The following is a 12307-nucleotide window of genomic DNA, read 5'->3' as shown; positions in this document are numbered from 1 at the left end:
CAACCGCGCTGATTTGTTGACGGCAGCAAGTCGTAATGCTTAAGACGGCGCGACGATAAGCCGCTCCACCCGGAACGCGGCATCTTGTCCATTTTTGTCATCTTAATGATCTGCCCGTCAGACCGGGATTTGTTGGAGTACAGACCGTGAAGCGCACTTATCAGCCATCCAAACTCGTTCGTAAGCGCCGCCATGGTTTCCGCTCGCGCATGGAGACTGTCGGCGGCCGCAAGGTTCTGGCCAATCGTCGTGCCAAGGGCCGCAAGCGCCTTTCGGCCTGACTTCTGGTGCTGATGACCGGCACCGATCTCTTTGACTGCGGACCGGCTTGATGCCACGGGCACTGCCTGAGTCCCTGCCGAAGCGTGCCGATTTTTTGCGTGCCGCTGCGCGTGGCCGCAAGGTGGCGCGGCCTGGTGTTGTCGTACAGGTATTCAAGACCAACCCTGGTGATCAGATCCGGCTGGGACTGACGGCGAGTCGCAAAATTGGCAATGCCGTGGCGCGCAACCGTGCGCGACGACGGTTGCGGGCGGCGTTCCGTTTGGAACTGGCGGCGCGCCGGGCACACGGCGACGTGGCGGGCGCAGATGTCGTGCTGATTGCCCGCAAGGACAGTGCCACGGTGGATTTCACGCATTTGCGGGCGGACATCGGCGCGATTCTGGCACTGTCGTTTGGACGTCAATCGGCTGGGCCGGCTGATGCCGTGACCGGTACATCTTCATGACGCCGCAGGCCCGCGCTTTGCGCGGTGCGGTGCGCGCGTATCAGTTGCTCGGCGCTGCGGTGCTCGGCGGACAGTGCCGGTTTTACCCTTCGTGCAGTGCATATGCGATGGAGGCGTTGGATCTGCACGGCGCCGCGCGCGGGAGTTTGATGGCGGTCCGGCGGGTTCTGCGATGCCATCCGTGGCATGCGGGCGGCATCGATCCGGTCCCGCCGGCATCACGATCCGCCCTGATGGTTTGCGATGCTCCCGAGATTTCCTCGTTACCGAACGAAAAGACAATTCATGGATAATCGCCGACTTTTATACGCTATCTCGATCTCGCTCGTGATCCTGGTGATTTTTCAGGTGTTGGGTGGCTATTTCCTGCCCAAGCCGCCGCCGAAGCCGATTGTGGCACATAGTACGGTGTCGCACACGATGGCGCCTGCCAGCGGTGCCGCGTCGTCCGGCGCGACGCCCGGCGTACCTGGCGAGGCGACGACGGCTGCGGCCAGCGCGCCGCGACTGAAAATCGATGCGCCGGCGATCAAAGGATCTATGAGCCTGCTCGGCGCGCGGCTCGATGATCTGGTTTTGACCAATTACCATCAAACAGTCTCGAAAAAATCACCGCTGGTGCAACTGCTGTCGCGGCCGGGCGGCAAGAAATCGTATTACGTGCAATTCGGCTGGGATGCGGCGCCGGGTTCGGCGCTCGCCGTGCCAGGGCCGCAGACGTTGTGGACCAGTTCGGGCGGGGCCCTGTCGCCCAATCATCCGGTCACGCTGTCCTGGAACAACGGCGCGGGCGTGACGTTCGAACTGCTGATGACGGTCGATACCGAATATATGGTCACGGTGCAGCAGCGGGTGGTGAATGCCGGCAAGACTGCGGTTGCGGTGTTTCCGTGGTCTCGCATCCGGCGGGACTATCTACCGACGGTCGAGGGGTCGTTCACGCTGCACAAGGGGCCGATCGGCGCGTTCAAAGGCACCCTGCACGAGATGAGCTATGACGGCGTGAAATCGGGTGGCAAGCACCCGCTGGCCGGCGAGGCGCCCGGCACGGCGTTCCAGGACACGAATCTGGGCGGTTGGGCCGGCATCACCGGCAAATATTGGTTGACTGCGCTGATTCCGAGCCAAGGCACCGAGATGACCGGCGCCTATCGGTATCTGGAACGGCCGGGCGATCCGAAGCAGGGAGCCTGGCAGGTCGATTACATGACGGCCAAGGCGATCGATGCGGCACCGGGTGCAACGGCGGGAACCACGCTGCATGTGTTCGCCGGAGCTAAGGTTTTAAGCATTCTGAACGGGTATGAGGCAAAATATCATATTCCGCTGTTCGAGCGGGCAATCGATTTCGGGTGGTTTTTCTTCCTGACCAAACCGATCTTCGAAGCACTGGATTATCTGGCGTCGGTGTTCGGCAATTATGGTGTTGCGATCATTGTATTCACGGTGATGTTGAAGCTCGTCCTGTTTCCGCTCGTGCGGACGTCATACCGGTCGATGGGGCGGATGCGCGCGGTTGCCCCCAAAGTTGCCGCGATCCGCGAGCGGCTGAAGGACGATACGGTCCAGCAGCAGAAGGAGATCATGGCGCTTTACAAATCGGAGGGCGTGAACCCGGCCGCTGGATGCTTGCCCATGCTGCCGCAGATTCCGATTTTCTTTTCATTGTACAAGGTTATTTTCATCTCGATCGGGATGCGGCACGCACCGTTCGTGCTGTGGATACACGATCTGGCGGCCGAGGACCCGACCAATGTGTTCAATCTGTTCGGGCTGATTCCGTATCATCCGAGCAGATTGTCGCCGTTCCTGCATCTGGGCGTGCTGCCGATTATCATGGGGCTGACGATGTGGGGCCAGCAGAAGCTGAACCCGCCGCCGCCCGATCCGACGCAGGCGAAGATGATGCAATTCATGCCGGTGATTTTTACCTTCATGCTCGGGCGTTTCGCAGCCGGGTTGGTGCTGTATTATTGCGTCAACAACTCGCTGACCATCCTGCAACAATGGTTCATCATGCGCGGTGTGACACGCCCGCCGCGGCGTCAAGTTGATGTCAAGGCCTGACCATGCCTGAGGTCATTCCCCCCGATCCTGAAATCGGCGAGGCAGCGGCGCTCGAAGCCGGGCGGTTGCTGTTCGCGCAGAATACCCAGTTCGTGCACGCCGCACAGACAGTTGAAGGTCTGCTCGAGGCGCGTGGCATCGAGGTGGCGCTGGCGGGACGTTCGAATGTCGGCAAGTCAACCTTGATCAATGCGATCACCGGGCATGTTGCGCTGGCGCGCGTGGCGCAGGCACCGGGGCGGACGCGGCAGCTGAATTTTTTCCAGGTTGGCGAGGGCCGGCTGTCGATCGTGGATATGCCCGGCTACGGCTATGCAGAGGCGCCGAAAGCGGTGAAGCGGGATTGGCAGGGGTTGATGTTTCGCTATCTGCGCGGCCGGCCGAACCTGCGGCGGGTCCTGTTGTTGATGGATGCGCGGATCGAGGACAAGCCGGCGGATCACACGATCATGGGTATTCTCGACAAGGCGGCCGTGGCGTTTCAGATCGTGCTGACCAAGGCCGACAAGATGAAACCCGAAGTACTGGCTCGCAAGCATGAGGCGATTCTGGCGATTGCGCGCAAACATCCGGCGGCGCTGAATGATGTTATCGTGACATCAAGCGAGACGGGGCTGGGGATTGCGGAATTACGGGCTTCGATTGCGGCGCTGGTGGTTTGAGACAGGGGAAGGCGAGCACATCTTTTTTGTAAAAGAGACGCCTCCCCTTCCCTGCTTCCTCCGACTTGACCCCGCGCGCCCCTCACCATAGACGGCCCCAAGCCAAAGGAACCTCGTGCCGCCATGACCAGTACCGACCACCACGCCGACGCTGCCGAGCAGGCGCGCATCGTTGCCCTCGCCCTGCCCTATCTGCGGCGCTACGCCGGTGCGACGATCGTCGTGAAATATGGCGGCCATGCGATGGGCGAGGACGTTCTGGCCGATGAATTCGGCCGCGACATCGCGCTGCTCAAACAGGTCGGCATCAATCCGGTGGTGGTGCACGGCGGCGGCCCGCAGATCAATGCGATGCTCTCGCGCTTGAAAATCCAGTCAACCTTCGTCGATGGCCTGCGGGTGACCGATGCCGCCATGGTCGAGGTGGTAGAGATGGTGCTGGCCGGCACGGTCAATAAAATGGTCGCGGGGCTGATTAACCGCGCCGGGGCCCTGGCGGTGGGAATTTGCGGCAAGGATGGCGGGTTGATCCGCGCACGCAAGCTGACGCGGACGCGGCGGGACCCGGGCAGCGCGATCGAGACCGCGCTCGACCTCGGATTTGTCGGCGAGCCCGAGCACGTCGATGTACGGGTGATCCATGCGCTGACCGGTGCGGGGCTGATTCCGGTGATTGCACCGGTCGGCGTCGGCGCGGATGGGGCAACGTATAATATCAACGCCGATACGGTGGCCGGAGCGATTGCCGGGGCGCTGGGCGCAAACCGGCTGCTGATGCTGACCGACGTGCCGGGGGTGCTCGATCACGAGGGGCAGTTGATGGCGGAACTCACGGTCGATCAGATCGATGCGATGCGCGCTGATGGCACGATATCGGGCGGGATGATCCCGAAAGTTGAAACCTGTATTGCCGCAGTGCGCCAGGGCGTTAAGGGAGCGACGATCCTCGATGGGCGGGTGCACCATGCCTGTTTGCTGGAATTGTTCACTGAGGGTGGAATTGGAACGTTAATCCATACCTAGACCCCGTTTGGTTTGTGACTAAATGTTGCTGTGGCGGTTGTGCGCACGATAAGCACACGAGCCGCGACGCTTTTGGAAAACCTGGCCAAAAACGCCCATTGATCTGTGCGGCGAATGTTCTCACTGCGATTCGCGCGAGCCGGTCACGGCTCGTTAGGGTTGTGCCTGGCTCATCGAACATGATTTTCCCTCCTGTCACCTGTGCATATCCGCGGGTTGGGCTCGGCATGTGATTGACGCCGCCGCGCCAGCGTCTTAGGTTTTGGCATGGCAGCATCATTGTCATTTTTTAATGGTGAGGCCCGCCTGGCCTGCCGCCGGCTGCGGGCCGGCCTTGCCGAAATCGGGTGATAACCGATCTCACCTGTCCTAGTCCGGTCTTGAAAGAGGTTTCGATGCGTCGAGTGACGAGTGGGCGTGTTGCCGCGGTTGCCATTGTGGCTGGTATCAACATTGCTCAAGCGGCCGCCCCGCCCCCCGCAGTGAGCGTCGTGGTGGTACACAAGCAGAAAGTCTATCAGGAGACGTCCTATATCGGACGTGTCCAGGCGACCCAGATCGTAAATTTGGTGCCGCGGATCACCGGTTATCTGGAACAGCGGCTGTTTCATCAGGGTAGCGACGTCAAAAAGGGACAGTTATTGTACGTGATCGAGCCCGGTCCGTACCAGGCCGCGTTCGATCAGGCGAATGCAGCGGTCTCCGCCGCGGAGGCGACGCTTGCAAATGCGAGGATTACGCTGGCACGGTCGCAAGCGCTATTGCATACGCCAGCAGGTCAGCGGTCGACGCTCGACAACGACCGCGCCACCGAGCAGAGCGATGCCGCTCAGGTTGCCTCGGCCAAGGCGCAGCGCGAGACTGCGGCGATCAATCTGAGCTACACGCAGATCCGCTCACCGATCAATGGGCGGGTTGGGCCGACCAATATCAATATCGGCAACGTCGTGAGCCCCACCACCGGCACACTGGCAACGGTGGTGAGCCAAAATCCGGTCAATGTAACTTTCTCGATGCCGGCGCGGGATGCGCTGAAACTCCGTCAGGAATACGCCAAACAAGGCGGGCTTGATGCCGTCGAACTGCGATTGCGGCTGCCCGACGGAAGAATGGACAAGCAAACCGGCACACTCGATTTCACCAGCAATCAAATCAGTCAGACGACCGATAGCCTCGCCATGCAGGGGACCATCGCCAATCCGGTGATCCCCGGGTTGGGGCAGGCGAAGGTGAACAATCGCGAACTGACCAGCGGTGAATTCGTCACGGTGGTGGTGCGGGCAAAACATCCCGTCGAGCAGATCGTGCTGCCCCGTGATGCGGTGCTGTCGGACCAGCTGGGCGACTACGTGCTGACGCTCGATCCGCAGAACAAGGTGGTACGAACCAGCATCAAGCTCGGTCAGACCACGCCGGCGACAGCGACGGTTGCGAGCGGGCTGGCACTTGGTGCCAAGGTAATCGTGGATGGGATTGAGAAGGTGCATCCCGGTATCGTGGTCAAACCTGATGTGGTGAAATCGCCCGTGGCGCAGGGATAAGCCGATGATTCCTTCATTTTTCATCGATCGACCGCGCTTTGCGATCGTGATTGCGATCGTGATTACGATCGCTGGTGCGATCGCGATGACCCGGATTCCGGTCGCGCAGTTTCCCTCGATCGTGCCGCCATCGGTGCAGGTGAGTGCGACCTACCCCGGCGCTTCGGCCAAGGTGGTGAACGACACGGTGGCCGAGCCGCTGGAGCAGCAGATCAACGGCCTGAACGATGAGATTTATTATTCATCGACTGGCGCCAATGACGGCACCTATGGTCTGACGGTGACCTTCAAGCTCGGTAGCAACCCCGACATCGACGAGGTGAACGTTACGAACGCGGTGCAGCAGGCGCTGACGCAATTGCCGTCCGAAGTGCAGAAGGAAGGCGTGACGGTTACCAAGAAATCGTCCTCGGTGCTGCAGTTCGTATTTTTTTATAGTCCTGACAACAAACTCACACCGCTTCAGATTTCCAACTACGTCAAGATCAACGTGCTCAATCCGTTATCGCGCGTGCCGGGCGTGGGTCAGGCGCATATGTTCGGCGAGCAGGATTACTCGATGCGGGTGGTCTACAACACCAATCGCCTCGCGGAACTGGGGCTGACGCCGGGTGATCTGATCAGTGCGATCCAGGACCAGAACACGCAGGCGCCGGTTGGTACGATCGGATTGATGCCGATTGGGCATAATCAGCAATATCAGCTTTCGGTGCAGACCCAGGGACGGTTGAGCACGGTGAAGCAGTTTGGCGACATCGTGATCCGCGGCAACAAGAACGGATCGCTGCTTCGGCTGAAGGATGTCGCGAAAATCGCGCTCGGACCGCAGAGCGAAAATCAGATCGACCGGATCAATGGTCATCCTGGTGTCGCCATCGGCGTTTTCCTGTCGCCGGGTGCCAATGCAGTGGCGACCTCCGCGCGGGTCGAGAAGGAAATCGCGACGCTGGCAAAGCGATTTCCCAAAAGCCTGTCCAACAAGACAGTCTATAATTCAAGCTCCTTCGTGTCCGACACGATCAATGAAGTGATCAAGACACTGATCGAAGCTTTCGTGCTGGTCGTGATCGTGGTGTTCCTGTTCCTGGGCTCGTGGCGCGCGGCGCTGGTGCCCTCGATCGTTGTCCCGATCGCGCTGCTCGGCAGTTTCGCCTTCATGCTGGCATTGGGATATTCGGCGAATACCGTCACCTTGCTCGCACTGGTCGTTGCGACCGGGCTGGTGGTGGATGACGCGATTGTCGTGGTCGAAAATATCGAACGGGTGATGGAAGAAAACCCGGAAATGTCGCCCAAGGAAGCCGCGAAAGTGGCGATGGCCCAGATCCAGGCGCCGATCATCGCGATCATGCTCGTGCTGCTGTCGGTGTTCGTGCCGACCGCTTTCATCCCGGGCCTGTCCGGGCTGTTATTCACCCAGTTTGCCGTCGCGATCAGTACCGCGATGCTCATTTCCGCGCTGAACGCCCTGACACTGTCGCCCGCGCTGTGCGCGCTGCTGCTGCGCCGGCGAACCCATAACCGTGGTATCATGGGCAAAATTCTCGGCTTCATCGATCGCACGCGCGACGGTTATGCCAATTTTGTGGGCAAGGTGATTGGGCGCTCGGTGCTGGCGCTCGTCGTGATCCTGCTGTTCGGCATCGGCGCGGCCGTGCTCGGCAGCATCACGCCGGGCGGCTTCCTGCCCGATGAGGATCAGGGAGCGTTCTTCATCCAGGCGACATTGCCGCCCGGCGCCTCGCTGCAGCGCACAGATGCGATGGGGCAGAAACTTGCCAAAATGATCCACACCCTGCCGCAGGTGCAGGACGTGATCGCGATCAATGGTTACTCGATCCTTGATTCAGCGACCGAGCCGAACGCGTTGTTTATGGTCGCACATCTCAAACCATTCGGAAAACGGCCAGGAGCGGCAAATTCGGTACAGGCCGTAATCGGCAAGGTGTTCGCGATGGGTGCGCAGATCAAAGGCGCCAGCGTGATTGCCTTCAACCTGCCGCCGATCATCGGCCTGTCGACCAATGGCGGATTTACCTACGAGCTTGAGAACGTCCAGTCGGCGAGTGAGCAAAAGTTCAACTCCGTGCTGAAGGCTCTGATCGTCGCAGCCAATGGCGATCCGAAACTGAGCCACGTATTCAGCACATATTCCGCGAATACGCCCTCGATTTATCTCGATATCGATCGCGCCAAGGCGCAAGCGCTCGGCGTGCCGGTCTCGTCGATCTTCGAGGCACTCCAGGCATCGCTCGGCGGCTATTACGTCAATCAGTTTAACCTGTTCGGCCAGGTATGGCAGGTCAATATCCAGGCCAAGGCCCGCGATCGCGACACCCAGGCAGGAATCTGGCGGATCTATGTGCGCAGCAATTCAGGAGCAATGATCTCAATGCGGTCGCTCGCCACCGCACACACCGTGCTGGGACCGCAGATCATCAGCCGCTACAACGATTCCGAGGCGGCCCCGATCATCGGTAACCCGGCGCCTGGCGTGTCCTCGAACGCTGCTTTGACGGCGATGGAGAAACTCTCCGCCCGGGTATTGCCGACCGGCTTCTCGTACGACTGGACAAGTACCGCCTATCTACAGGAACAGGCGAAGGGCCAGGCGATCTACGTGTTCGCCTTGTCACTCACCTTCGCGTTCCTGTTCCTTGTCGCTCTATACGAAAGCTGGATTATCCCGATCCCGGTGCTCTTGTCGGTTGTGGTCGGCGTGTTCGGTGCCATGCTCGGCATCGTCATCGCCGGGCTGACGTTCGATCTCTATGCGGAAATCGGGCTGGTCGTGCTCATCGCGCTTGCAGCGAAAAACGGCATTCTGATCGTCGAATTCGCGAAGGAACGCCGCGAGGAAGGCATGAGCATCCACGAAGCCGCCATTATGGGTGCCAAAATGCGGTTTCGCGCCGTGATGATGACGTCGATCGCCTTCGTATTCGGCCTGCTGCCGCTGGTGATCGCCACCGGTGCCGCCCAGATCACCCGGCGCTCGCTCGGCACGCCGGTGTTCGCCGGCATGATCCTGGCCAGCGGTATCGGTATCTTTGTGATCCCGCTGCTCTACGTCGTGTTCGAAACCCTGCGCGAACGTACCAGCCGCAGACGCAGTACCCAGTCGCACCCCCGCATCGCCGAACACGTTGGTGATGACTGAGCGCGGGCGTCAGTAACGACAACGGACTACGCCCCTTCGCGTTAATGACGGTCCTTTGCCAATCCCAGGCGTTTCAGGTCGTCTCGGCGGTGTGTTGCTGGCCGATCAGCAAGTAGACAGCCGGGAGCACAAAGAGGGTGAATAACGTGCCGATGGCGAGACCGGTCGCTATCACCATACCCATGTTGTAGCGCGCGGCGGCACCAGCACCGGTCGCGATGATCAAGGGGACGACACCGAGCACCATGGCGGCGGTGGTCATCAGGATCGGGCGAAGTCGGATACCGACGGCATGTTCAATCGCTTCGCGCTTGGTCATGCCGTTGACCTGTCCTTCATTGGCAACTTCGACGATCAGAATGCCGTGCTTGCTGATCAGCCCCATGAGCGTGACCAAACCGACTTCCGTGTAGATGTTCAAGCTGAGGCCGAAGCCGAGGTAGATGAAGATGAGGGCACCGGCGATCGACATCGGTACCGAAACCAGGATGATCAGCGGGTCGCGGAACGAGTTGAACAGGGCCGCGAGAGCCAGGAAAATGACGATCACCGCAACGCCGAACGTCCCCAGGAAACCACCCTGCTGGAGGACGAACTGGCGCATCGCGCCACCGTAATCGATGTCGTAATCGGCGGGGAGTATTTTTTTGCTCGCCTGTTGTAGCACACTGACAGCTTCCCCGGTGGAGACGCCCGGTGCGGCAACGCCCTGGATGGTGGCGGCGTTGAGTTGTTGGAAATGATTGACCGATTCCGGAATCACGGTGGGGACGATCGTTGCGATCGCGCCGAGCGGGATCGGGACGCCGCCGATCGACGTGATCGGGTAGTTAAGAAGTTGAGATACGTTGAGGCGATATTTCTGTGAAACCTGGGGGATCACCTGGTAGGAACGATCGTCGAGACTGAAATAATTGACGTAATTGCCACCCAAAGCCTGAGATAGCGACGCGCCAACCTGACTCATCGTCAGGCCAAGGTTGGCCGCCTTGGCGCGGTCGATTTTTACAGTGGCCTGTGGTTGGTCAATTTTCAGATCGCTTTGCAGGAAGATGAATTTGCCAGTCTTTAGCGCCGCGGCTAGGACTTTTTGCGCGACGGTGTTGAGTTGGGCGAACGATTCGGTCGTTTTCAGCACGAACTGTACCGGCAGGCCTTGCGAACCAGGTAGCGGCGGCGGTTGGAACGCCACAATCTGCTGACCGGCAACCCCGGCGGCGGCCTGGTTCTGGATTTCGGTCTGCAGTTCCTGTGCCGATTTTTTACGCTGATCCCAAGGTTTCAGCACCATGCCAGCAATCGAGAAGGTTGTCGTTTCAAACTGGAAGGTATGTGCGACCGATTTATGCGCGATCATGAGTTTGTTGAGTTCCTGATCCCAGAGAAGTTTCTGGTCCAGCGTGGCGTTGGGCGCGGAGGTGGACGACAGGATGACAACGCCTTGGTCGTCCTGTGGTGCGAGCTCACTTTTCGAGCCAACCGCCAGGAAATAGATGCTGACCAGAATGATGGCACCGAACGTCAGGGTGACCGCCACGGTTTTCAGACTGCCACGCAGCAAGCGCATGTAGAGGCGATGGACTTGCTCGAACCGGCGGTCGATGAAGCGCGAAAGTCTGGCTTCAATACTGGGATCCTCAGGGCCGATGTAGCGCAGCAGGCGGGACGACAGCATGGGCGACAAAGTGAGTGCGACAATCGCCGAGATGGTGACGGCGGAGACCAAAGTGAAAGCAAATTCCGTGAACAGCGCGCCGGTGAGACCAGATTGAAAGCCGATCGGTACATAAACCGCTGCGAGCACCACCGTCATCGCGACGATCGGGGCGGCGAGTTCGCCGGCGGCGTTGATCGCGGCGGTGAGTTTCGGTTCGCCCATGGCGAGATGGCGATTGACGTTTTCGACGATGATAATGGCGTCATCGACAACCAGCCCGATCGCCAGCACGAGGGCCAACAAAGTCAGCAGGTTGATGGTGAAGCCCAACATCAGCATGGCCGCGAACGTGCCGATCAGCGAGAGCGGGATCGCGATGATCGGGATAATGACCGAGCGCGGCGTGCCGAGAAAAGCGAACACCACGACAACCACGATCAGCAGCGCCTCGATCAGGGCGGCGATCACGTCATGAATCGAGGCGTTCACGAATTCGGCTGAGTTATAGACCACCGCGCCAACCAGCCCGGACGGCAGCGCCGACTGGATCTGCGGAAATTTTTTGCTGACGGCATTGACCACGGTGAGCAGGTTGGCGCCGGGGGCCACCTGGATGCCGATGTAGACGCCCGGTTTGCCATCGAACGCGACCTGGCCATCATAGGTAGCCGACCCGAGCTCGACCTTCGCAACGTCGCCCAGCCGGACGATCGCTCCGCCCGATTGCAGCAGCACAAGGTTGCGAAACGCCGCCGCGCTGTGCAGGCTGGTAGAGGCGGTGAGCGAGGTTTGCGTGCTGCTGCCTTTGGAATTGCCGAGTGCGCTGATAAAATCATTGCCGGAGAGAGCGGTATAAACCTGGCTGGCGGTGAGCCCGTAGGCGGCAAGCTTGCTCGGTTCAAGCCAGATGCGCATCGCGAAATTCTGGGCGCCGAGAATCTCGGCCACCTGCACACCCTGGACCGACTGCAACTCGGGCTGCACCACGCGGGTGAGATAATCGGTGATTTGATTGGGACTCAGAACGTCGCTCTTAAAGCCGATATACATGGCATCAAGCTGCTGACCAATCTGCAACTTGAGCTGGGGCTGCTGGGTGCCGCTGGGTAATTGGTTGAGGACGGATTGAATCTGCGCCTGGATTTCGGTGAGCGCCTTATCAGCGTTGTAGTTCAGCACGAGGTTGACGGTGATGGTGCTGACGCTGGTCTGGCTGGTCGAAGTCATATAATCGATACCGTTGACCTGAGCGACGGCGTGCTCGATCGGGGTGGTAACGAAGCCAGCCATGGTGTTGGGGTCGGCACCCGGATAGGTCGTGCTGATCGTGATGGTGGCGTTTTCGGTCTTTGGATATTCGAGGACGGCGAGGCCGCCCATCGCCTTGAGGCCGATCACGAGAATTGCGGCGCTGACCACGAAGGCAAGCACGGGCCGCTTGATGAACAGGGCGGTGAAATTTTTCAT

At 59.9% G+C, this 12307-nt stretch carries 9 protein-coding genes; 8 read left to right on the top strand and 1 reads right to left on the bottom strand.

The genetic code is table 11. From position 1 onward, the window contains the following. The first annotated feature begins 146 nt into the window (after positions 1-146). The 8 genes from rpmH (at position 147) to AruPA_RS11470 (ending at position 9183) form a co-directional block, all read left to right on the top strand. Positions 147-281: a 50S ribosomal protein L34 gene (gene rpmH, locus AruPA_RS11505; RefSeq protein ID WP_076454639.1), complete on the top strand. Its 135-nt coding sequence runs from the start codon at positions 147-149 to the stop codon at positions 279-281. 50 nt (positions 282-331) lie between these two features. Further along, positions 332-730, top strand: coding sequence for a ribonuclease P protein component (gene rnpA / locus AruPA_RS11500; protein ID WP_265636848.1), 399 nt, complete (start codon positions 332-334; stop codon positions 728-730). Then, a complete protein-coding gene (gene yidD / locus AruPA_RS11495; protein ID WP_265636847.1) occupies positions 727-1023 on the top strand; it encodes a membrane protein insertion efficiency factor YidD in 297 nt (98 codons plus the stop codon). Before rnpA ends, yidD begins: the two co-directional genes overlap by 4 nt. Next, the gene (yidC, locus tag AruPA_RS11490; protein WP_265636846.1) at positions 1016-2797 is read left to right on the top strand and encodes a membrane protein insertase YidC; all 1782 of its coding nucleotides are present in this window, start codon (positions 1016-1018) and stop codon (positions 2795-2797) included. The genes yidD and yidC overlap by 8 nt, the downstream gene beginning before the upstream one ends. Before the next feature lie 2 nt (positions 2798-2799). Next, complete coding sequence (yihA, locus tag AruPA_RS11485; protein WP_265636845.1) at positions 2800-3459, top strand: ribosome biogenesis GTP-binding protein YihA/YsxC; 660 nt, start codon at positions 2800-2802, stop codon at positions 3457-3459. 123 nt (positions 3460-3582) lie between these two features. Next, positions 3583-4482, top strand: coding sequence for an acetylglutamate kinase (gene argB, locus AruPA_RS11480; RefSeq protein ID WP_265636843.1), 900 nt, complete (start codon positions 3583-3585; stop codon positions 4480-4482). Positions 4483-4964: 482 nt separating this feature from the next. Continuing rightward, positions 4965-6023 (top strand): efflux RND transporter periplasmic adaptor subunit, encoded by a 1059-nt coding sequence (locus AruPA_RS11475; RefSeq protein ID WP_265636842.1) that lies wholly within the window; start codon positions 4965-4967, stop codon positions 6021-6023. Positions 6024-6027: 4 nt separating this feature from the next. Next, positions 6028-9183, top strand: a complete 3156-nt coding sequence (locus AruPA_RS11470) for an efflux RND transporter permease subunit (protein ID WP_265636841.1) — start codon at positions 6028-6030, stop codon at positions 9181-9183. Between the two features lie 73 nt (positions 9184-9256). On the opposite strand, the gene AruPA_RS11465 is transcribed toward AruPA_RS11470, so the two are convergent. Then, complete coding sequence (locus AruPA_RS11465) at positions 9257-12307, bottom strand: efflux RND transporter permease subunit (protein ID WP_265636840.1); 3051 nt, start codon at positions 12305-12307, stop codon at positions 9257-9259.

The organism is Acidiphilium sp. PA (genome assembly GCF_026191915.1).
Taxonomy (GTDB): domain Bacteria; phylum Pseudomonadota; class Alphaproteobacteria; order Acetobacterales; family Acetobacteraceae; genus Acidiphilium.
This window is presented reverse-complemented; position numbering and strand designations above follow the sequence as displayed.

Bases quoted from the DNA above. Each gene is read 5' to 3' on its own strand.
- rnpA (WP_265636848.1), top strand. From the start codon at position 332: ATGCCACGGGCACTGCCTGAGTCCCTGCCGAAGCGTGCCGATTTTTTG.
- yidD (WP_265636847.1), top strand. From the start codon at position 727: ATGACGCCGCAGGCCCGCGCTTTGCGCGGTGCGGTGCGCGCGTATCAG.
- yidC (WP_265636846.1), top strand. From the start codon at position 1,016: ATGGATAATCGCCGACTTTTATACGCTATCTCGATCTCGCTCGTGATC.
- yihA (WP_265636845.1), top strand. From the start codon at position 2,800: ATGCCTGAGGTCATTCCCCCCGATCCTGAAATCGGCGAGGCAGCGGCG.
- argB (WP_265636843.1), top strand. From the start codon at position 3,583: ATGACCAGTACCGACCACCACGCCGACGCTGCCGAGCAGGCGCGCATC.
- AruPA_RS11470 (WP_265636841.1), top strand. From the start codon at position 6,028: ATGATTCCTTCATTTTTCATCGATCGACCGCGCTTTGCGATCGTGATT.
- AruPA_RS11465 (WP_265636840.1), bottom strand. From the start codon at position 12,307: ATGAAAAATTTCACCGCCCTGTTCATCAAGCGGCCCGTGCTTGCCTTC.